Origin of the sequence: Mesorhizobium sp. J18, assembly GCF_007829525.1 — a bacterium.
GTDB lineage: Bacteria > Pseudomonadota > Alphaproteobacteria > Rhizobiales > Rhizobiaceae > VLJP01.
The window spans coordinates 73,150-95,837 of record NZ_VLJP01000005.1 but is presented as its reverse complement, the minus strand read 5'-3'; the positions used below and the strand labels follow the sequence as shown (position 1 = coordinate 95,837).

16 protein-coding genes are annotated in these 22,688 nt (G+C 60.0%); 12 read left to right on the top strand and 4 right to left on the bottom strand.

The annotated features are described in order from the left end of the window. From L598_RS21355 to murF, 6 genes are all read left to right on the top strand, one after another. On the top strand, positions 1–2,401 hold a 2,401-nt coding region (locus L598_RS21355), incomplete at its 5' end, for a BapA/Bap/LapF family large adhesin (RefSeq protein ID WP_210244963.1). Positions 2,402–2,740: 339 nt separating this feature from the next. Beyond that, complete coding sequence (locus L598_RS03340; RefSeq protein ID WP_281407358.1) at positions 2,741–3,967, top strand: TolC family outer membrane protein; 1,227 nt, start codon at positions 2,741–2,743, stop codon at positions 3,965–3,967. Positions 3,968–3,969: 2 nt separating this feature from the next. Beyond that, positions 3,970–6,219 carry a type I secretion system permease/ATPase gene (locus L598_RS03335; protein ID WP_144860364.1) on the top strand — a complete coding sequence of 750 codons (2,250 nt, stop codon included), beginning with the start codon at positions 3,970–3,972 and terminating at the stop codon, positions 6,217–6,219. A gap of 32 nt (positions 6,220–6,251) precedes the next feature. Next, positions 6,252–7,445, top strand: a complete 1,194-nt coding sequence (locus L598_RS03330; RefSeq protein WP_144860362.1) for an HlyD family type I secretion periplasmic adaptor subunit — start codon at positions 6,252–6,254, stop codon at positions 7,443–7,445. 13 nt (positions 7,446–7,458) lie between these two features. Further along, entirely contained in the window at positions 7,459–9,213 is a 1,755-nt protein-coding gene (locus L598_RS03325) for a hypothetical protein (protein WP_144860360.1), read from the top strand. Positions 9,214–9,267: 54 nt separating this feature from the next. Then, on the top strand, positions 9,268–10,692 hold the full coding sequence (gene murF, locus L598_RS03320; RefSeq protein ID WP_144860358.1) for a UDP-N-acetylmuramoyl-tripeptide--D-alanyl-D-alanine ligase: 1,425 nt from the start codon (positions 9,268–9,270) through the stop codon (positions 10,690–10,692). A 326-nt stretch (positions 10,693–11,018) separates the two neighbouring features. Here murF and L598_RS03315 read toward each other — a convergent pair whose 3' ends face one another. From L598_RS03315 to L598_RS03305, 3 genes are all read right to left on the bottom strand, one after another. Next, on the bottom strand, positions 11,019–12,668 hold the full coding sequence (locus L598_RS03315) for an OFA family MFS transporter (protein WP_144860356.1): 1,650 nt from the start codon (positions 12,666–12,668) through the stop codon (positions 11,019–11,021). 276 nt (positions 12,669–12,944) lie between these two features. Then, the gene (locus L598_RS03310) at positions 12,945–14,975 is read right to left on the bottom strand and encodes a HAMP domain-containing sensor histidine kinase (protein WP_144860354.1); all 2,031 of its coding nucleotides are present in this window, start codon (positions 14,973–14,975) and stop codon (positions 12,945–12,947) included. Further along, the gene (locus tag L598_RS03305) at positions 14,968–16,356 is read right to left on the bottom strand and encodes a sigma-54 dependent transcriptional regulator (protein WP_246658604.1); all 1,389 of its coding nucleotides are present in this window, start codon (positions 16,354–16,356) and stop codon (positions 14,968–14,970) included. The genes L598_RS03310 and L598_RS03305 overlap by 8 nt, the downstream gene beginning before the upstream one ends. Positions 16,357–16,522: 166 nt before the next feature. Here L598_RS03305 and L598_RS03300 point away from each other — a divergent pair, with 166 nt between their 5' ends. The 4 genes from L598_RS03300 to xylB all read left to right on the top strand — a co-directional run bounded on the left by L598_RS03300 (position 16,523) and on the right by xylB (position 20,451). Then, positions 16,523–17,188 carry an ABATE domain-containing protein gene (locus tag L598_RS03300; RefSeq protein WP_246658603.1) on the top strand — a complete coding sequence of 222 codons (666 nt, stop codon included), beginning with the start codon at positions 16,523–16,525 and terminating at the stop codon, positions 17,186–17,188. Next, entirely contained in the window at positions 17,185–17,700 is a 516-nt protein-coding gene (locus tag L598_RS03295) for a hypothetical protein (RefSeq protein WP_144860350.1), read from the top strand. The genes L598_RS03300 and L598_RS03295 overlap by 4 nt, the downstream gene beginning before the upstream one ends. 66 nt (positions 17,701–17,766) lie before the next feature. Continuing rightward, positions 17,767–18,855, top strand: coding sequence for an AbrB family transcriptional regulator (locus L598_RS03290; RefSeq protein WP_144860348.1), 1,089 nt, complete (start codon positions 17,767–17,769; stop codon positions 18,853–18,855). Between the two features lie 144 nt (positions 18,856–18,999). Further along, a complete protein-coding gene (gene xylB, locus L598_RS03285) occupies positions 19,000–20,451 on the top strand; it encodes a xylulokinase (RefSeq protein WP_144860346.1) in 1,452 nt (483 codons plus the stop codon). A 26-nt stretch (positions 20,452–20,477) separates the two neighbouring features. Here xylB and L598_RS03280 read toward each other — a convergent pair whose 3' ends face one another. Further along, the gene (locus L598_RS03280) at positions 20,478–20,840 is read right to left on the bottom strand and encodes a nuclear transport factor 2 family protein (RefSeq protein WP_144860344.1); all 363 of its coding nucleotides are present in this window, start codon (positions 20,838–20,840) and stop codon (positions 20,478–20,480) included. Between the two features lie 142 nt (positions 20,841–20,982). On the opposite strand from L598_RS03280, the gene xylA reads away from it, so the two are divergent. Further along, positions 20,983–22,308: a xylose isomerase gene (gene xylA / locus L598_RS03275; RefSeq protein ID WP_144860342.1), complete on the top strand. Its 1,326-nt coding sequence runs from the start codon at positions 20,983–20,985 to the stop codon at positions 22,306–22,308. Beyond that, a complete protein-coding gene (locus L598_RS03270) occupies positions 22,305–22,688 on the top strand; it encodes a hypothetical protein (RefSeq protein WP_144860340.1) in 384 nt (127 codons plus the stop codon). The genes xylA and L598_RS03270 overlap by 4 nt, the downstream gene beginning before the upstream one ends.

Below are 22,688 nucleotides of genomic sequence, written 5' to 3'. Positions count from 1 at the left end.
GCTGGAAAATGACACCGGCACGGATGGTGACGGGATCACCAGTGACGGCACGGTCAATGTGACCGGCCTCGAGGAAGGTGCGACCTGGCAGTACTCGACCGATGGYGGTGAGACCTGGACCGAGGGTGAAGGYGACAGCTTCGTGCTCGAGGAAGGCGAGTACGAGGATGTGCAGGTTCGCCAGACCGATGCGGCGGGCAACGCCAGCGCGGCAACTTCGCTCGGGCCGGTGACTGTGGATGTGACCATTGATGCGGTGGACGATGTTGCCACGCTCGATATGGGCGAAATGTCGCGCACCGTCGGCGAACCGGAGACAAACACCAATGTCGGCGTACTAGGGCTGGCGGAAGCGGAAGTCGGTGATGACAACTCCGTTGCCATTACTGTGTCAGAAGACACCGGCGACCTGCAAATCGAGGTCAGTCAAACGGCACTGGTCGGGGTGGCCGACGCCTTCAGACTCGAAGTCATCGATGCCGAGGGTAACGTCGTCTATGCGGCAGTCACCGAGAATTCCCTGGTGGGTGACGTCGCCGGACTCGATATCCTTGGTGTAACGGGCGACGATACGCTGGTTGCAAACGTGACCGGCCTGCCGCCTGGCGAATACCGCGTCGTGGTGCGCAACGATCAGAGCGCGCTCGGCGGGCTTCTGGATACAGATGGCGGCGGTATTTCCCTGGAAGAACTGGGGGATGCCGGGGTCGTTCTCGGGCCGGACAACCAGGACCTGGTACTGGATACGGTCGAGGATGCTCTTGGTGGTGGTGCCCTAGGAGCAACCGTAAGGGGATTGTTGGAAACGGCCCTCAATCTCACCACCGATCTTGGTGTGGGAGAACTGGTCGGAATCCTGTCTGATATCCTCGGCACGGTTGGCGCTACAGAGTTGCTCGATACGGTCGTTGACGCTGTCGCCGAAGCCCTGCTCAGCAATACGCTTACCCTGCTGCAATCGACCACGATCACGACAACCCTGACCGAGTACGATTTCCCGAATAACGAAGCCTCGGGCAATGTGATCGACGGCGACGATGGCGAGGGGGAGGACGATATCGGAAGCGGCGCGACCGTTACCGAAGTGGCCTTCGGCGATGGCGAGCCCGTCGAGGTGCCGGATGGCGGCAGCGTCACGATCCTCGGCGAGTACGGCGAGCTGGAGATATTCTCCGACGGCAGCTACACTTATACTGCATTCGGAGATCCCGCTTCCGTTGGTCAGTCGGAGGTGTTCACCTACACGCTGTCCGATGGGGTCAACTCGGATACGGCAACGCTGACGATCGAGATCGACGGCACGGTGGTAATGGCGGAGGGCGACGCGGCTACGGCCGGAGTAACATTCCAGAACTTGGTTGAGGAAGTGGAGCTAGAATCCATCGGAACCTTTAATACTCCTCTGCTTTCATCTGAAAGCACCGAAATTCCTTTCATCGTGGAAGATGACGACGTAGCGGATATCATCATCTATGCGGAGCAAATCTCAGGGCTAGGTGTGGCGCCGACATACACAATTTCCGTTATCGACGACTCCAATGCGACAATCTCCACAGTAACGTCCACCGTACTGGCGGGTATCGGCGATCTTGGGCCGACTGTCTCCCTATCTGTAGCGGGCCTTGAGGCGGGCACATACACGATCCGCGTGTCTAGTGCCGGTTTGAGTCTGAGCTTCAATACGGCAGTGTTGGTAGAGCAATCCATTACCCATCTCGATCAGTTTGAGGTCGAGAGCGTGACCGGTTCTACCGGAAATCTGCTCGCCAATGACGAGCCGGGCTCGGCGGAAACCGTTCTTCAGGTCTGGAACGGCACTTCCTACGAAGCCGTCGAACCGGGTTCCCCGGTCACGGTGACCGGGGCCTACGGCTCGCTCACGGTGCAGGCTGATGGAAGCTACACCTACACCCCCGATACCGGCGCGGATTACTTCGACACGCCGCAGATCGATAGCTTCGACTACCAGCTAGTGCATCCATCGGAGCAGATTGCGCAGGGAACGCTGGATGTGACGGTCGAGCCCAGCGGAGCCGGAGTTGCGGGCGTTGCTGCCTTTGGAGCGATGTTCGCCGACCCCTTCCTGGAGGGAGGAGAGGAGGATGTTGTGGCCCTTCGAGACTTCGACACGGCAGAAGAAGGGGATCTTGTGGAGCCCCAGGGTTTGGAATCCTCTTCCGAAGACTTGCTTGTCGAGGACACCGAAGATGGGACAGTGCCGCTTGGAACCTTGCTGAGCGAGGACGAATCCGCCGATCCAGATTCGGATGGCGCTTCCCAGGAGGTGGAGACGGTTCCGCCGTCATCGGATCAAGGGGTCGACGACCCGCTGGCATATCTCGAGAGCGGCACTATTGACGACCTGGACCATCAGGAGACCGACCATCATACTGTGATCTAGTATCTCGATACGGATGTTCCTGGTGAACGCCGGGCCCGGATTGGGGTCCGGCGTTCATGGCTATGGACATCTGAATTGAGCAGGCATGGATTTGATGGCCCGCGGCAGGGCAGACGAATGCGAAGACAGACTTCAAGGAGACGGGCTTTTGCGGCAATGGCGATTGCCTGCATGCTCCTCTCCTCATGCACGACTGCCGACCCTACGCTTAACCATGCCCCGCAGACCCCATCCACCTCTGCCCGGATTTCCGCAGGGGAGGGCCAGCAGGAATCCTCAACCGCGGGACAGCAACCAGCCGGAAAACCCGCGGCGGGCTCTTCCGCAGGCGGATCGGCGATCACGCTTGAAAGCGCGGTTCGCATGGCCCTGGCCTGGCACCCGTCGATCGATGAAGCCATCGGCAGGCTGAACGAGAGCGCCGCGGAAGTGGATGTGGCCAGAGCGGGATATTTGCCGCAGGTGCGGGCAGGGATCGATTCGGCATACGAAAATGGCACTCGGAACGGCTGGCGGCCCAGGTTCAGCGTTTCCGCCTCGCAGATGATCTATGACTTCGGCCAGGTTGCCGGATCGGTCGAAGCGAGGGCCGCGGGAGCGGATGTCAGCCGTGCACAGCTTTTGCTGGGCATAGACACCCTCATTCGCGACACCGCGAACGCGGTCATCGAGGTCCAGCGCTACCGGGCGCTTTCCGATGTCGCCCAAACGCAGCTCGCGGGAGTCCAGGCGATCGCCGATCTGGTCCGTCAGCGCAGCGACCGGGGAGCCAGCACCCGGTCGGATGAAATACAGGCCGACGCCCGCGTACAGGCGGCACAATCCACCGTGCTCGAAATCAGCGCCGAACTGGGCCGCTGGGAAACCGTCCTTGCCAACCTGATCGGCCGGGGCGGGCCGGTGAGCGTTCTTGCGGATGCACCTCAATGGCTCTTGAATGCCTGCAGCGCGGCAGAGCCCGATTGGTCCCAGGTTCCAGCCGTCATGGAAGCGGAGGCCCGGCAGGCAGAGGCGTCCGCGCAGCTTGGCGTCACCCGCGCCCAAAGTTTCCCGACACTTTCTTTGGAAGCGAATGCCGGGTACGATCTCAACCATGACTCTTCTTCGTCGCGAGCGTCGACGGAAGAGCCGGACCTGTCGGTTGGATTGCGATTGTCGGGAAATCTCTATGATGGAGGCGCTACCGCGGCGAGGCGCACTGCAGCGGATTCGGCGCTGAACGCAGCCAGGGCCGCCACAAGCAACAGCCGGCTCCAGGTCAGCAGTGCCTTCATGGAGGCGCGGGCCCAAACGAGCAGTTTGCAGCAATTGCTCGCTTCCTTGTCGGGACGACAAGACATGATGCGAGAGACTCGCGACCTTTATCGCCAGCAATATGTGGAGCTCGGGACGCGCACATTGCTGGATCTTCTCAATGCGGAGCAGGAACTGCATCAGGCGGGCTTCGATACGGCGAATGCAATCCATGACCTGCGCAGACTGGGCATAGCCTGTATCTTCAATACTGGAAAAGCCCGCAAGGCGTTTTCGGTGGATGGCATGGCCATCAGAGGGGTGACGCTTTAGCCATGAGAGAGGACCCGCGTCTGACCGACGAGGCGGCAAGCGCCAAAGATGCCCCGGAGCAAGCCGCCGAATTTCCGACCAAGGGCTGGATCGAGGCGCTGCGCCATGTTGCGCAGCACTACCGGTTGCCCATGTCGATTCAGCGGGCATGGCTGGTAGCCCGATGGTCCGGGCTCGAAAATGATCGGGCACGGATACGCGATCTCGCCCGTGGTGTTGGCTTGCGGGTCAAATTCGCCGAACCGAAAACCGTCGAGCTGTCGAGTTGGCAACTGCCCCTGATCGTCCAGCTCCGCCACGGACAGGTCGGCGTGGTTACATCGTTCAGCAAATCTGGCGAAGCAGCTGTCATGCTGGCCGGCAGTGAGGGGCTTCAGACCCCTATGCCGATCGAAACACTGCTGCAGGAGCTGGAACTCGTTGTTATACCGCGTCCCGTACGGGCAATACCGGACGAACGGGTCGACACCTATATTCGGCCCTATGAAGAGAATTGGCTTCGCCGCATCATTCTTCGCGACCTGAGGCCCTACGGCCATGTGATGGTCGCCTCGCTGATCGCCAACTGCCTGGGCCTTGCCGGCATCCTGTTCTCCATGCAGGTTTATGACCGCGTCGTCCCGTCTGAATCGTTCCCGACGCTGTACGTACTCTTCAGCGGCGTCCTTCTGGCGATCTGCTTTGACTTCATCATGCGCCGCATGCGCATGGGTGTTATAGACCTGCTGGGCAAGCGCACCGATCTTCTCATGTCCGACCGCGTCATGGGACATGCATTGAGGGTGCGCAATCAGGTTACAACGGGATCGGCGGGTACATTCATTGCCCAGTTGCGCGATCTGGAGAAGGTGCGCGAGATGCTGACCTCGACCACGGTCGGGGCGCTGGCGGACATCCCGTTTTTCCTGCTTTTCCTGGCTGTCTTCTGGTCCATCTCCGGGATTCTGGTTCTGGTGCCAATCGGCGCGCTTTTGCTGATGGTGATTCCCGGCCTGCTCGCGCAACGCAAGCTCCGCGCATATGCGCAGGAGTCCATGCGAGAGGCTGCGTTGCGCAATGCCATGCTGGTGGAGGCAATACAGGGCATCGAGGATATCAAGACCCTTCAGGCCGAGGAACGGTTTGAGCAACAATGGAACCATGTGAACGCCGTGACCGGCGAGGCGCAGATCAAGTTGCGTTCGCTGACGAACACTCTTTCCGTTTGGACTCACAATGTTCAGATGGCGGTATACGCAGTTACCGTTTTTCTCGGTGCGCCTATGGTGATTGCCGGCGATATGAGCACCGGAGCATTGGTCGCAGCTTCGATTCTGGGTTCACGCATGATGGCGCCCATGGCCCAGGTCACCCAGATCATGAGCCGTTTTCAACAGGCAAAGGTCGCTGCGAACAGCCTGAACCAGATAATGAAACTGCCTATCGATCATCCGGACAAGGAAAGCCGGATTCACTCTCCATTGATCGCAGGCAAATACAAGCTCAAATCCGCCACCTTCCGATATGGCGACGATTCCTCGCCGACGGCGCTGTCGATACGTGACCTGGAGATCCAGCCGGGAGAGAAGATCGCGGTTTTGGGCAAGAACGGCGCTGGAAAGTCGACCCTTCTGCAGGCCCTTTCGGGCCTGCTTGTACCAAGCGCTGGTGAGATCCTGCTGGATGACGTGGCACTTCGGCACATCGATCCGGCCGATGTGAGACGTGATGTCGGTTTGCTGACGCAGAACGCCCGCCTGTTTCACGGAACGCTCCGCGACAACATCATGATGGGCGCTCCCCAGGCTTCACAGGAGGAAATCCTGCGGGCTCTGTCCATGGTGGGCGCGGAGGATTTTGTCCGCAAGCTGCCCAAAGGGCTCGATCACATGGTGCTTGAGGGCGGCTATGGCCTGTCGGGAGGACAGAAACAGGCTATCCTTCTGGCGAGACTGCTGATCCGCCAGCCGAATGTGGTTCTTCTCGATGAACCGACGGCTTCGATGGACGAGGCAGCCGAGCGGCATTTCATTCGGCAATTCAGGTCCTGGAGCAAGGGTTCGACGGTGGTGATTGCCACACACCGGATGCGCATACTCGAACTCGTGGATCGCATCATTGTCATCGAGAACGGCCTTGTTGCCCTCGATGATTCCAAGGAGCGTGCGCTGCTGGTTCTGCGCGGGCTTGCCGATGTGAAGCCGGCTGGAGGCAAGAGGCGCCTTTCCAGGAACGCAAGACCGATCCAGTCCGAGCACTATGACAAGGACTAAGCTGATGCTGGGGCACGGCCAAGGAAGAAGCCATGGCGAATTTGCGGGCTGATGTCGATCAATCATGGAGCTTCGACGAAGCCGACGACGTTCGGTTGACCCGCTCGGTACGTATCATCTGGGTCGTTGCCCTGTCGTTGGCATTCGCACTCGCATGGGCATTCTTCGCCGAACTCGACGAAGTATCGACAGGGAGCGGGCGTGTGGTGCCGACCATGCGCGAGCAGGTCATCCAGTCTCTGGAAGGTGGTATCCTGGCTGAACTTCACGTCCGTCAGGATGACATTGTGGAACCGGGACAGATCCTGGCCCAGCTTGATCCCACGCAAACCGAGTCCAATGTCGAGGAAAGCGCCGCCCGATACCGGGCCGCACTGGCCAGTTCCGCGCGCCTCGAGGCGGAGGTAAACCAGACATCACTGGTCTTTCCGGCGGAACTGGACGCATATCCCGAACTGAAGGCTGCCGAAACAGAACTCTACCAATCCCGCCAAACGAGCCTGGAGGAATCGCTGCGCTGGATCCGTGAACTGATAGGGCTCGTTCGCAGCGAGCTCGAGATCAATCAGTCGCTGACCAATGTCGGCGCGGCCAGCAATGTCGAGGTTATCCGCCTAAGTCGGCAATTGGCCGAATTGGAGCTCAGGCAGGCTGAAGTCCAGTCGCAATATATAGTCCAGGCTCGCGAGGAACTTGCCAAAGCCAATGCGGAGGTCGAGGCCCTGTCTTCGGTGGTGAAAGGGCGTGCGGATTCCCTGACGCGCCTCACGATCCGCTCGCCGGTGCATGGCATCGTAAAGAACATCGAGGTGTCTACCATCAACGGCGTCATTCCACCGAGCGGAAAGCTGATGGACATCGTGCCGCTTGACGACCAGCTCCTTATCGAAGCGCGAATCTCGCCACGCGACATCGCCTTCATCCATCCGGGGCAACGGGCCAACGTCAAGATCACAGCTTACGACTATGCCATCTACGGCGGATTGGATGGAACCGTGACATCAATCTCTGCCGATACGATCCAGGACGAGATCAACCCGGAGGTCTACTACTATCGCGTTTTCGTCCGGACGGAGTCCGACGCGCTAGTTAACGATGCCGGCAAACGCTTTCCCATCGTTCCAGGCATGATCGCCACAGTCGATATCCATACCGGCAGCAAGACTGTCTTCGACTATCTCATCAAGCCGTTCAACAAGGCACGTGAGGCTCTGAGAGAGCGTTAGGACGGAGTTCGACTTGCAAGCGACACTACCGGGTTTCGCCGAGAAGCTTTCGCGAATGCGGGCTTCGATCCGCCCCGTCCTCAAGGGAACAGAGGGCGGTTTTTCTCCGGTAGTGCTTTTCTTTTCGGTCTCCGACGGGACGGCGCGGGCCCGTGTGGTCAATGTGGCTGGATCTTCCCTGGAAGCCGCCTGGCAGAAAGGGCTTCTGGCCCTGCGCACCGTCATGAAGAGACGGAAGCTTGAAGGGCGCTGGATCCGGGTGGACTGGATCGATGAGGTCAAACCGGCGACCTGGAAGGAGCTGCGCGCGATCCTCGCTAGGACCAAGCGCAACTATTTCCGGTATGGGCTGGCATTGGACCGGGAAATGAAGGTTGCGTTCACGGAAATGGAGCTCAATGCCAACGCAGCCCTTTATGGCGGCAACGCCACCGCGCATGCTGTGCTCAACGAAAAGAACTTCGCCCTCTACGCCCGAACGCGCTATCCGGACATGCCGGTTCCAAGCTTTGCCGACGAGGACGAGGTTTTCATCCTTTCCACCAGAGGTGTGTTCTGCGGAGAGGACGGTGAAGTGCATAGGCTCAATGGCGCTGGACCCGACGCCGGGCGACGTAGCATCGAGCGGCTTTCGAAGGAACAGGTCATTTCACTGATCGCGGATTCATCGGATTATCTGGCCCGGCAGGTGAACGAGGACGGCTCCTTCGTCTATGGCTATCACCCCTGCTTCGACCGCCAGATCGCATCCTATAACGGGCTGCGCCATGCAAGCACGATCTATTCGATGCTCGAGGCATGGGAGATCACCAGAAAGGCTGAACTCAAGTCCGCGATAGACCGCGCACTCACCTATCTGTGCGGAACCCTGGTCAAGCGCTGCAACCTGCCGGACGGAACGCAGGCCGCATTCCTTGTCGACGTCGGCAACGAGATCAAGCTTGGCGCCAATGCCGTCGCAATCCTTGCCCTTGCCAAATATGCGGCACTCAACGGAACCGACCTCTATGACGAGATGATGGAGCGGCTGGCGCTTGGTATCCGCCACATGCAAGATCCTGAAACTGGTGCTTTCGTCCACGTCCTGAACTATCCCGATCTGAGCGTGAAGCAGGCATTCCGCATTATCTATTATGATGGCGAAGCGGCTTTTGGGTTGATGCGGCTTTACGGGCTAAGGCAGGATCCGCGCTGGTTGCATATCGTGGAAAAGGCGTTCGAGCATTTCATCGCCAGCGATCACTGGAAGTATCATGATCACTGGCTGAGCTATTGCGTCAACGAGTTGACCCGTTATCGCCCGGAGGAAGGCTATTTCCGCTTCGCTATCCAGAACGTCGCTGGCTATCTGGATTTCGTCTCCGAGCGGATTACCACTTTTCCCACGCTGCTTGAGCTGATGATGGCGGCGCGCGAGGCTCTCGCCCGAATTGACGAGAGGCCGGAACTGCATGGTCTTTTTGCCGATATCGACCTGGTGCTTTTCGAGCGCGCATTGGAAAAACGCGCCCACTATCTGCTCAACGGCCACTTCTGGCCCGAAATGGCGATGTATTATCGCAATCCCGACAGGATAGTGGGATCCTTCTTCATCCGCCACCATGCCTTCCGGGTACGCATCGATGATGTCGAGCACTACCTCTCAGGCTTCGCCGCCTATCTGCGTTACATGGAGGAACGGCCGAAATTCCTGGATCTTGTGAGAAGGCACGGCGGTCAGATTATTGACGGGCCGGTTGCCGGCGGACCGATTGCCGCGAATGGCTGACGCTGTCCGGGACAAGGCGCTGTATCACTCCTGGCGGAAAGGGATCCACCAAAGATGAGCGGGAGATTCCTCCAGAGAGATAGCGCCGGACATTGGACAGCCGATGAAGTTGCCGAAGCAGCCGGAGGTCGCTGGATCATCTCTCCGCCCAAGCGCTGGTTTGCCAGCGGACTATGTATTCACGGGCCGACCATGCAGGCCGGCAATCTGGTTGTCGTTCGCGGCAGCGAGCCGGGCAGTAAGGGTATACAGGAGCATTTGCTTTCCACGCTGCCGCATCCGCCGGCCGGCATCATTACCAGTTCCGATATGATTCCGGGCCCGCCCAGCATGCCGGTGCTTCGCGTCGGCGACACGGGTGTGGCGATCCTGGCCATGGGGCGCCATGCTCGCGAACGCATGACCGGCAAGGTGCTGGCGGTTACGGGAAGTGCCGGCAAGACGACGACCGTCGCCATGCTTGCTCACGTGCTGAGCGCGTGGGGGAGGGTGGGCCGAACCGGCTACAATGCCAACCTGCCGCATGGCGTGGCATGGAATCTGGCCTCCATGCCACTTCACGCACCGCATATCGTGCTCGAACTGGCCATCGGGCGGATGGGCCAGAGCGCGCGCATGGCCCGGCCGGACATTGCCGTGTTCACCAATATTTTTCCCGCCCATCTCGGCGAGGGCAGTTCGCTTCGGGACATCGCGCGCACCAAGAGCGCCATCTTTTCCGCCATGTCGCCGGGAGGAGTGGCAGTCATCAACAGGAATATGCTCGAGTGGGAGACAGTTCACGCGGCAGCAACTGCGCGAAAGCTGGAGGTTTTCCACTTCGGTACGACCGGAGAAAGCGACTTCCAGTTGCTCGACTATGATGCGGGCAGCAAGCGCGTATCAGTCCGTCTCAGGGACGAAGAGCATGGATACAGCCTCCCAGCCGCCGGCAAGCATATGGCACTCAACAGTCTGGCCATCCTGGCGGCTGTCAGCGCGCTCGGCCTTCCGCTGGAACAGGCTTTCCGGCAACTCGAGACCTTCCAGCCGCTACCCGGCCGAGGAGAGGAGTCCGAAGTCATTGTCGACGGCAAACGCATCACCATGATCGATGATGCCTACAATGCCAATCCGGGCTCGATGACGGTGGCGCTTGAACAGCTCAGTCTACGGGTAACGGCGGGCCGCAAGATCGCTGTTCTTGGCGAAATGGCCGATCTCGGCCCGGAGGCGCGACGCTATCATTCGGAACTTTCGACACTGATTGACGGGTTGGACATTGATCGTTTCTATGTAACAGGCGAGCTCTATTCGGAGTTCTGGGAGAGCTTGCCCCGCGATCGACGGGGTGGCTTTGAGCCGTCGCTGAGCGCGTTGCGGCTGCGGGTATTCCAGGAAATCGCTGACGGAGATACAGTACTTTTCAAGGGATCGAACAGCGCGAAGATCTATCAGATCGTCTCGTGGCTGGCCCAGCAATCCGTCAGAACACGATGACGGCGCTTCGCGGTTCCGATAGGCCAAACGAGGCGGGTCATTCGCCATAAGGCACCCAGATGTTCTTCACCTGGGTTGCACGGCGCAGGAATTCGCGGCCCTTGCCGTCATCTGGCAGGAAAACCAACGCCCACCCCGCCCGGCAATCTGGGTTGGGTAGTGCGGCAATGGTCAGGCAGGACGGGCGCGTACTTGGAAGGTTCCGGTCCGGTCAGCTTTGCATCCTTTGGGAAAGGCAAGGCCGATGGCATTGTGGCCCTCCGGTGGGCTCGCGGGACCGGAGGGCCTGCGGTCACGGCACAGGTGTGCCGTGACCGTAATGCTGGTCAGAACATGGCTGCCGTCTCTTGCAGCGTGATCCACACACCCCACAGAATTGGTATGCCGACAGCGGCCCAGGCGAGGGCTGCCTTTGCATCGAGGCCGCCCTTGCCGATGCCGAAGGCTCCCGTCTCACCGCCTTGTGCGGCTGCGGTTTCGGCCTGTAGCGCGGCGACTTCCTCGTCTGACATGAACCACTTGTCGGCAAGCGGCCTCACGAAGAAGTTGGCGATGACCCCAAGAGCCAGCATGCCGGCGAGAATATACATTGTGAAGTCATAGACCTGCGCACGGGGGATGCCTGCCGCGAGCTGGAACTCGCGGATATAGTTCACCACCACCGGACCGATGATGCCCGCCGTCGACCATGCCGTAAGCAGGCGGCCGTGAATGGCGCCCACGAACTGGGTGCCGAAAATGTCGGCGAGATAGGCCGGAATGGTGGAGAAGCCTCCGCCATACATGGACAGGATGATGCCGAACATAAGCACGAACAGCACCTGACTGCCCATATGGGCCGCGGTCGGCGCCAGCGCATAGAGGACAATGCCGAGGATGAGGAACGTATAGTAGGTGTTCTTGCGGCCGATATAGTCCGACAGCGATGCCCAGAAGAACCGGCCCAGGATGTTGAACAGCGACAGCAGCCCTGCGAAGCCGGCGGCAATTCCGGCGATTGCAGTCTTCTGCTCCGCATTCAGGTCGTTGAACGAGAGTTCCGGCAGGCCGATGAGCTGGCCGGCGAAGATTTCCTGCAGCATAGGCGAGGCCATGCCGATGACGCCGATGCCGGCCGAAACGTTCAGCGTAAGAACGGCCCAGATCAGCCAGAACTGGCTTGTCTTGTGCGCGTCGCGCAAGTGTACGTGGCGCGTCGTGATCATCCCCTTGGTCGGAGGCGGGGTCCATCCCTCAGGACGCCAGCCCGACGGCGGAATCCGATAACCGAACGCCCCCAGCGTCATTGAGACGGAATAGATCAGAGCCATGACCACGAAAGTCTGCCAGACGCCGACCGAATCCTCGGTGCGGAAATAGTTCATCAGGAAGTTCGCCAGCGGAGCGCCGATCATCGCGCCGCCGCCGAAACCCATGATCGCCATGCCGGTCGCCATGCCGCGCCGGTCGGGAAACCATTTGATCAGCGTCGAGACCGGGGAGATGTAACCCAGACCGAGGCCGATGCCGCCGATGACACCGGCGCCGAGCCACATGATCCACAATTGGTGGGTGATGATGCCGAAGGCCGCGATGAGGATGCCACCGCACCAGCAGAACATCGCGGCTATGCCTGCCTTGCGTGGACCAGCACGTTCGAGCCAGCCGCCCCAGATTGCGGCKGCCGAGCCAAGAAAGACGAAGAACAAGGTATACATCCAGCCAAGGTCGGCAACGCGCCAATCGCAACTGGTAGTAAAGAGTGCGGTCAGAAGGTTCAGGTCGGCGCAGACAACCGGTTGGTCGATGCCGATGGCTCGCGAAAGCGGCAGCCAGAACACGCTGAAGCCGTAGGCCATTCCGATACACAGATGAATGGCGAGTGCGGCTGGCGGCACCAGCCAACGATTGAATCCCGGCTTGGCTATGATCCTCTCACGATCGAGAATTCCGACGCCGCCGGGGCTACCGGAAACGGTATCACTTGCTGTGGACATTCAATCTCCTCCATCCGCCAGAATCCCCCGGCGGTTGTCCAACTGGTTGATTGTATTTGATTATGGGCGTTTGTTCGGGCCACCCGCCATCCGCGAACTGACACGGATTACCCTACCGGCTTCGTCGCCGCATCCATCCACCTCCTTTGCGCAAATAGCTTGCAACTCTCATGCCAGGTGGACCTCATAAGTAATTTCAAAGGCTTATCGGTCGAGAGAAAACATCTATGGACAAAATGTCCATGCCAGTTGGACAAAATGTCCAGTTGGCCAGGTTCAGGCTGCTTCCGGAAGCCAGATCGAGAAGGTAGTGCCTTTGCCCGGCGCGCTTGCGGCTGAGATCCTGCCGCCCTGACGCGTAATCAGGGTCTGGCTGATGGACAGCCCGAGGCCGGTTCCCTCCCGGCGCTTGGTGGTGAAGAAGGGATCGAAGACCTTCCGCATGACTTCCGGCGACATGCCTATGCCGGTATCCACTACCTCCACAACAAGCCCCTGCTTGCCATCCAGATCTTCGTCGAATGTCCGCAGCGTCAGCCTGCCGCCATCAGGCATGGCATGAATGGCGTTCACGATCAGATTGACCAGCACCTGCTGCAATTCGGTCCGGTTCATCAGCACGAGCCGCGTCGCTCGATCTTCGCGGACGACCTCTATCGCCGCCTTGTTGAGAAGGTGCTGCACTAGAGGCAGGCAATCCGCGATGACTTCACCAGGTGCATGCCGCTCGATATAGCCGGCATACTCCTCCGGCTTGGCGAATTGCAGGAGCTTGGTGACAATCTGGCTGATGCGATAGATCTGCTCGTCGAGCAGCCGGAATTCCGTCTTCGCGAGTTCCGCCTTTTCGCCCATGAGGTTGCGGACAACTTCCAGATTTCCCTGCATCACGGCGATAGGGTTGTTGATCTCGTGCGCCACACCAGCGGTTATCTCGCCGATCGCGGCGAGCTTTTCCGACATGATGAGCTGCTTGGTCGTCGCCTCGAGCTGCCGGTTTGCGAGCTGCAATTCGCGCGTCCTTTCCTCCACGCGTGCATTCAGCTCCTCGTTCCAGTTGCGCAATTCGCGATCGCGTTCCTGCAGCTGGTCGAGAAGATGATCGAGGTGAAGCGCTACGCGTCCGATCTCGTCCTTGCCGTCCTTGTGGCCCGTGCGCGCGCCGAGATCGCCGCTTTCGACCTTGGCGATCGTTCCGGTCATCTGCTCCAGGGGCTGAAAGATCGCGCGCGCCCAACGCAGGAAAATGGGGATCGTGGCTGCCGCGACCGTCAGAAACGCGAACAGGATCATTGCTAACGTCTGGTATTTTGCGGCGGTGAACGGCGCTTGCAGAAAGCCCACATACAGCATCCCCACCCGTTCGCCATAGCTGTCGACGATCGGCTCATAGGCAGAGATGTACCAGTCGTTGACGACGAAGGCGCTGTCGAGCCAGGTGCGCCCCTCACCGAGAACGGCAGAGCGGACAGCGGCCGAGACCCGCGTGCCGAGCGCCCGCCGACCTTCGAAAAGGCGGACATTGGTGCTGATGCGCACATCGTCAAGGAAAAGGGTTGCCGTCCCCTGACTACCCTCGGGGAGGCTTGCCTCGCGATAAACCAGATCATTGATCGTATCGATGAAGACAAGATTCTGGTTGAGAAGCGTACCGCCGACAAGGGCGGCGCGGCGACCGTCGGCGAGAGTAACGGGACTTGCCGACTGCACCACCATGCCGCGTGTTTCCTCGGTGCGGTCGGTCGGGACCGCGTTCGGCGTCGGCACCAGTTCGATACGCGTCCGCTCGGCAAGCTCGGGCGCGATCTGCTCCAGTTCCTCGTTATCGAAAATGTCGATTGCCGTAGCCGGCTTGCCGGCAAGAGCTGAAATGACAATCGGCCAGTTTGTCCGCGGTTTGGACGAAGGATGTTTGCGGGCGGAAGCTTCAATGCTCGTTTCAGTCGCGACAAACAGAAAATCCAGAACCAAGGCCTTACGGCTTTCTTCCAGTAGCCGGTCGATGGCGGCCTGGGATGCTGCCGGTCCGCTGATCGCGTCGCGGAATTCTACCGATGCTCCGAGCGCCTGCACCTGTTCGCCTGTATTCTCCAGGATGCGCGCCAGATATTGATGCGCGATGGTCAGGTCGCCATTGACCTTCGAGATCAGCATGGCGTCGAATTTGGCATTCCACCGGGTGACCGTTACCGCCAGCAACAAGGGCAGGACGACCAGTGTCGGCAGGAGTGCGATCGCCAGCAGGCGGAAGCGGACTGAACGACCCCCGGCACCAGTGCCTGTGGAACGGGCGGCGGCCTCACGCATTCCAGGATGCGAATTTGCGGTCAATTGTTTTTCGGGAAATGCCAAGCCGTCGCGCTGCTTCGTCTCGATTCCCGCCGGCTTCCTTCAGCACCGCCAGGATGTGACGCTTTTCGACCTCGGCAAGACTGGCATTGCCCGATGTTTCGTGCCTTTCACCGTAGGAGCCGAATTCCTCCGGGAAACGTCCGAGGATCAATGTCCGTTCGATCAGGTTGCGCAACTCGCGCACATTGCCGGGCCAGTCGTAGCGCGCCAGCGCGGCGCGCACGCTGTCAGGGATCGGCACCGGCGGCATGCCCAATTGCAGCGACAGCTTGCGCATGAAGAGTGTCGCAAGCTCCTGCACGTCGTTCTCGCGATCCTTGAGCGGCGGCAGGTGGATTCGCATCACATTGACGCGGAAATAGAGATCGGCACGAAAGCGTCCAGCCTGCACCTCCCTTTCGAGATCCGCATTCGTGGCGAAGACGAAACGCAAATCCACGGGGATTTCACGCTCCGATCCGACCGGCCGCACGCGCCGGTCCTCGATGACCCGCAAAAGCTTGCTTTGGGTCGCCAGAGGCAGTTCCCCGATCTCATCCAAGAAGAGAGTGCCGCCCTGGGCATGCATGAACAGTCCTTCGCGTGTTGTTTCAGCGCCCGTGAAGGCACCTTTCAAATGGCCGAAAAGCTCGCTCTCGATCATATCCGGCGGGATCGCGGCGCAATTGATCGGCACGAAAGGCTTGTCAGCTCTGTCGGAGAGCGAATGGAGGGAGCGAGCCGCCACCTCCTTGCCTGTTCCCGACTGGCCGGTGAGCAAAACCGAGGTGGGAAGCGGAGCAACCTTGGCCAGCGTGTCCCTGACGCGGCGGATCGTGGCGGATTCTCCGATGAACTTGTCGCGCAGCAGGATATGGTCGGAAGTTGATGTCAGTTCATAGCGCAGCACGTAATTCTCGCGCTGCAGGCGAACGCGGTCGAGGCATCGCGCGACTGCGTTGAGAAGCTGGTTCGAGCGGAACGGCTTGAGCACGAAATCGACCGCTCCTGCCCGCAAGGCCTGGATTGCGGTATCGAGATCGGCATAGGCGGTCATCAGGATAGCATCGGAAAAGAAGCCGATGGCGCGCTGCTCGGCAAGCCAGTCGACGCCGTTCTTGCCCGGCATGATGTTATCGAGAATGACGACGTCGAAATGGCTCTCATCCAGCTTGCGGGAGGCTTCTTCGGTATCGGCGGCGGTCTCAAGCTTCCGGCAGCGCGGTGCCAGTGTGCGCATGAGGAAGTTGCGCATGCCAGGCTCGTCGTCGACGACGAGGATGGATGCCTTGGCGAGCCAAGGGCCGAATTCCGGATCTGCCATGGTTTCGCGAAGCTTTCCGCTTGCCTCACCCATCATTGTCCTCCCAGCAAATCAGCGTGGTGCATCCATGATGATGGTTGATGCGTGTTCAAACAAGCGGGTCGTCACAATCGTATACGACAGGCATCTGCTTCCGTTGACCTAACCGGTAAAAAGTATTTAGATGGTTAGAGGCTGAAATTTATGGATATGGGGCCGGATGTCGCACGATTCAGGCTATGAGGAGGGGCGCATGGGACCGGTCCCGTTTCTTCTGGGTGGACGGCTGTGCCTGGATTTTGTCAATACGGTGAACAGCCGATCGCGTCCTGCCACGCGAGACTATCTTTCGGGCGCCTCAGACCTGATCGACTGGACGTGGCAAGTCGGACTGCTCGACGACGGCACGATCGTCAGGTTGAGGAAGCGGGCAAGGGAGACGCCGGAAGATGCTGCAATCGCCTATGAGACCGCGATCGAATTGCGCGAGACGCTCTATCGGATTTTCCATTCCATCATCCACCAGATGGCGCCGGATCGCGCGGATCTGGATATCCTGAGCGGCTTGGCGAGACAGGCCCGGCAGGCGCAGGAGCTTGTGCCGGAAGGACGAAGCTTCAGGTGGATTTGGCAGGAAGAAGCGGCTGGCCTTCTTGTGCCGGTATTCGCGGTTTCCCTTTCCGCTGTCGAGCTGCTGACGCGGGAAGACCTTTCGAGGCTCAAGGAGTGCCCGGCGCTGGAAGGGTGCGGCTGGCTGTTCTACGACCAGACCAAGAACAGGTCACGCCGCTGGTGCAGCATGGAGCATTGCGGAAGCACGGCCAAGGCAAGACGCTTCGCCGAGCGACAAAAGGCGGTGCCGGTCGCAGCAGGAGGAATAGGATGATCCGCTATCTTTCGCCGATGAGGCTGCTCGCAGCAGCTACCGGGCTCTGCGTTGTGCTTTTCGCCATTGGCTGGACGATGCGGGAGGATCCGTCCGACAAGCCTTACCTCAAGATCCTCGGTGGCGGTTTCATGTTCAACTATCGTGAGGCCGAGGTTTTCTACGGGTTCACGGCGCTGGTGGAGCGACCTCTTGCCAGCGGGTCGATCATCGAGGCGGAATTCGAAAATCCCGGGGGCGGCGAGTCTTTGGTGGTCTTTGAGCGCGTGAGCACCATGACCGACACATATGCCTTGCGGTCTCCCCCGGTGCGCGGCGTGGAAAAAGATAAACCCTACAATGTCGCCATCCGCATTTACGACAGGGAGCGCAAGGAACTCCTGTGGGCGACAACTCGAGACTATACGAGCCAGATCAGCGATGATGTCGTGCCGGACAAGCCGCTTACCATAGGCCCCGGATATGCTCTGAATCCCGATAATGTACCAGGCGCGGAGCGCCCGCCCCGTTGAAGCGAGCCTTCGTCGTTGAATTGACATCTACTATGGACCACAATTGGCGGGTGAGATTCCCGCCTGATGACTGAAAATACCGAGACTTCTTCGGCTGCGCCTTTGGCCGGCATGCGACCTGCACTGCAGTGGATGATCATCATCGCCTTGTCGGTGGGAGGTGGATATGCGCTTCAGCGCACGGGGCTGCCTGCCGCATTGCTGCTCGGGCCCATGGTTGCGGGCATCATTGCAGGTACGAACGGCGCGACAGTGCGGGTGCCGCGCTTGCCCTATCTCGCGGCGCAGGGCGTGATCGGCGTTCTCATCGCGCAGGCGATGACGCTTGAGATCATGCGCGTCATCCTGGATGACTGGCTGCTCTTTACCGCCCTGGTGCTCGCCACGGTCGTGGCCTCGAGCCTGCTTGGCTATCTCATCAGCCGATGGCGAATCCTTCCCGGCAGTACGGCCGTCTGGGGCTCGTCGCCGGGTGCGGCGACCGCCATGGTCATCATGGCCGAGGCCTTCGGCGCAGATGCGAGGCTTGTTGCTTTCATGCAATATCTGCGCGTCATCTGCGTCGCTGCCGTAGCGGCGCTGGTAGCGCGGCTTTTTGTCGATACATCCGGCGTGGAAATGCCTACCACGGTATGGTTCCCCGCCATCGAGCCGATTCCGTTCGCGTCGACGATCGCGCTTGTGGTGATCGGCGGTTTACTCGGAGTGAGGCTGAAGATTCCCGCCGGCGCTGTGATGGCGCCGATGCTTTTCGGCAGCGTGCTTCATATCGCGGGGCTTGCCTCGTTCCAATTGCCGGAATGGCTGCTTGCCGCCAGCTATGCCCTTATCGGATGGAATATCGGGCTCGGCTTCACGCGCGCCATCATCCAGCATGCGGCGCGCGCTCTGCCGCAGATTGTCTCCTCCATCGTGGCTCTGATCGCCTTTTGCTGGGGACTAGCCTTCATCCTGAGCAGCACACTCGGCATCGACATGCTGACGGCCTATCTTGCGACAAGCCCAGGCGGAATGGACTCCATCGCAATCATCGCTGCGGCGAGCCCGCAGGTCGATCTGCCGTTGATCATGGCGCTGCAGACCATGCGCTTCCTCTTTGTGCTGTTTCTCGGGCCGTCAGTCGCACGGCTTGTCGCGCGCCAGGTCGCAAGTTGATCGGTCCGGACTAGCCCGGCTTACGAATTGCGGTTTTCTCCTCCGGCGCTCTTTGCCAGCCGGGGCAGTTCGTGCATATTTGTTTCGGAGCTCGAAAAAATACCGCCCGCTGCCGGCAAGGAACGGGCGAGGAGGAAACTGTCCATGTATCTCGGTCTCGACCTCGGCACATCCGGGGTGAAGGCGATGCTCATTGATGTCGACCAGAAGCCGGTCGGGTCGGCGACAGCAGCATTGACCGTTTCAAGGCCGCACACCGGTTGGTCCGAACAGGATCCGAGGGACTGGATTGCGGCGACGGAAGAGGCAATTAATGCCCTGAAGTCCTCGCATGCAAAGGCTCTTGCCGCTGTGCGCGGCATCGGTCTTTCGGGCCAGATGCATGGTGCGACGTTGCTTGACGCCGAAGACAGGTCTTTACGTCCCTGCATCCTGTGGAACGATACGCGCAGCCACGCGCAGGCGGCGCTGCTCGACGCCGATCCGCGCTTCCGCAGGATCACCGGCAATATCGTTTTCCCCGGGTTCACGGCACCGAAGCTCGTCTGGGTGCGCGATAACGAACCGGAGATATTCGCCAGGGTGGCCAAGGTGCTCCTGCCCAAAGACTTTTTGAGGCTTTGGCTGACGGGCGAGCACCTGTCCGAAATGTCGGATGCTGCCGGAACTTCCTGGCTCGACGTCGAAAAGCGGGTCTGGTCGGGCGATCTGCTCGCGGCGACCGGTCTGGACGAAAACAGGATGCCTGCCCTGGTCGAAGGCACGCAGCCAGCCGGTTCGCTGAGGTCCGAACTTGCTGCCAGATGGGGCATGGCAAACAATGTTGTGGTTGCCGGCGGTGCAGGCGACAATGCGGCTTCCGCCTGCGGTGCGGGCACGGTCAAACCAGGGCAGGCATTTGTCTCCATTGGCACTTCCGGCGTGCTCTTCGTCGCCAACGGCTCCTATATGCCGAATCCGGAAAGCGCGGTTCACACCTTTTGCCATGCCCTGCCGGAGACATGGCACCAGATGGGTGTGATCCTTTCGGCGACGGATTCGCTCAACTGGCTTTCGGGCGTTACCGGCAAATCCGCTGGCGAACTGGCTGCCGAGCTTGGCGACGAACTCCGGGCGCCGGGCAGCGTCACCTTCCTGCCCTATTTGTCTGGCGAGCGGACTCCGCACAACGACGCGGTCATCCGAGGAACCTTTACCGGTCTTGCCCATCAGTCAGACCGCTCCGCACTCACGCAGGCAGTCATGGAAGGGGTGGCCTTCGCCTTCCGCGACAGTCTCGAAGCGTTGAAGCAGGCCGGAACAAGGCTTTCCCGCGTGACCGCCATCGGCGGCGGGGCGCGCTCTTCCTATTGGCTGAAGGCGGTGGCGACGGCGCTCCGCCTGCCGGTGGATATTCCCGCCGATGGTGATTTCGGAGCGGCCTTTGGCGCGGCGCGGCTTGGGCTCATCGCCGCCGAGAAGGCGGATCCGCTTGCGGTCTGTACACCGCCTTCGACCGCGGCGACGGTGGAGCCGGAGACTGCGTTAACAGGGGCCTTCGAGGAGGCTTATCAGCGTTATCGTGCTCTCTATCCGGCGATCAGGGGGACGATGTGAAAAACTCGTCCCATTCCGGTGTCGCTTTACTGCGCCGGCACCTTGTCCAGGAAACCGGTGACATTTTTCAGACGACCGTCCTCGATCACGCAGAAATCCGTACCTTCTATGACGGATTCGGAGCCGGCCGGCCCGAGGGTCCAGGAAAAACGGATATGGTTGTCGAAGCCATCAGGCCCGTTTTTCAGCGCGAAACGGAAACCGGGAAACTGCTGATGAACGCCGTCGATCAGCGCACCTACGCCTGCATGGCCTTCGCCCTGCATGACTGGATCGGCATAGCGAACATCGCTGGTGAAAGCGGCTTCCAGAAGCGGACTACGGCGGGCGGCATCGGTCTCGTTCCAGGCGGAGATATAGGCTTCGGCAATTGCTTTGATGTCGGTCACGATCTGTCGTCCTTCTCGATTGTTTGACGGGACCTTTCTGAGCCATGCCGATCCGCGAACCAATTACGCCAGAGGTAATGAAGAGCGGAATTCTTTTGCGGGCAGGATTTCCCGCAATTTGCCCAAGCGAAGGAGTTGAGACGTGAGCACAGGATTTTTCGGCGATATCAAGCCCATCAGGTTCGAGGGCCCGGACAGCGACAATCCGCTTGCCTATCGCCACTATGATCCCGACGAGATGGTGATGGGGAAGCGGCTGGAGGATCATTTGCGGTTCGCCGTCTGCTACTGGCACAGTTTCACATGGCCCGGCGGCGATCCCTTCGGCGGCCAGACGTTTGAAAGGCCCTGGTTTCCCAAAGCAGGATCAGGTGACACGATGGAACTGGCGAAGCGGAAGGCGGACGTGGCCTTCGAGATGTTCAGCCTGCTCGGCGTGCCCTTTTTCACTTTCCACGACGCGGATGTGCGGCCCGAGGCCGACACCTTCGCGGAAAGCCGCAAGCGGCTCGACGAAATCGCCGACTATTTCCAGAAGAAGATGGAGGAGACGGGCGTCAGGCTGCTGTGGGGAACCGCGAATCTTTTCTCGCATCGCCGCTATATGGCGGGTGCTGCCACCAATCCCGATCCCGACGTTTTCGCCCATGCCGCAGCGACGGTGAAGGCCTGCATGGATGTCACAAAGCGGCTTGGCGGCGAGAACTATGTCCTGTGGGGCGGCCGCGAGGGCTACGAGACCCTGCTTAACACCGATATTGGCCGGGAACTCGACCAGATGGGCCGCTTTCTTTCGCTTGTGGTCGACTACAAGCACAGGATTGGCTTCAAAGGCACGATCCTGATCGAGCCGAAACCGCAGGAACCAACCAAGCATCAATATGACTATGATGTTGCCACGGTCTATGGCTTTCTCAGGCGCTACGGCCTCGAGAACGAGGTGAAGGTCAATATCGAGCAGGGCCACGCCGTGCTTGCTGGCCATTCCTTCGAGCATGAGCTGGCGCTTGCCAACGCGCTCGGCATCTTCGGCTCCATCGACATGAACCGCAATGATTACCAGTCGGGCTGGGATACGGACCAGTTCCCTAACAATGTGCCCGAGATGGCACTTGCTTATTATCAGGTGCTCCTGGCCGGGGGCTTTTCGACAGGCGGTACCAATTTCGACGCCAAGCTGCGCCGCCAGTCGCTCGATCCGGACGATCTGCTGGCCGCCCATGTCGGCGGCATGGATTGCTGCGCCCGTGGCCTGAAGGCTGCAGCCAGAATGCTCGAGGACAAGGCGCTGAGCGGCCCGCTGGAGGAGCGCTATGCCGGCTGGAACTCGAGGGAAGCTCAGGCGATGCTTTCCGGCAAGCGATCCCTTGAGGAGATCGCAGAACGCGTCGAGAAGGAGAAGGTCGACCCCAGGCCGCGCTCCGGCAGGCAGGAGAAGCTGGAGAATATTGTCAACCGCTATGTATGAAATCCAATCTTCCGCGCTCCGGAATTTTTCGCCCTGGCCTTGTCATGGCTTGGGCGAAATTTCCCCGAATGTCGTCAAAACGTCATTTGCCTGCCTTCAAAGCGTCAGGAACGATTCCGTATATTGCGGCCATGAACAGGACAGCGCAAAATGCCCATTTCGACGAGCCGTTCGATAGCAAGATCGAGCGGCTGCTGACCCGCGCGGAGCCGGTGTCCATCATTGATTCAGTTCTGGCCCTGACGGACGACAGGGTCGTGGAAGACAACGGCAGCGAATTTGACCGTGCGGTCTATAATCGGCTGCAAGCACGCTTGGCCGAACGTATGCGCCAGGCCATCGGATCCGACAGCCGGAAAGAGCGGAAATCGGCCGCCTGA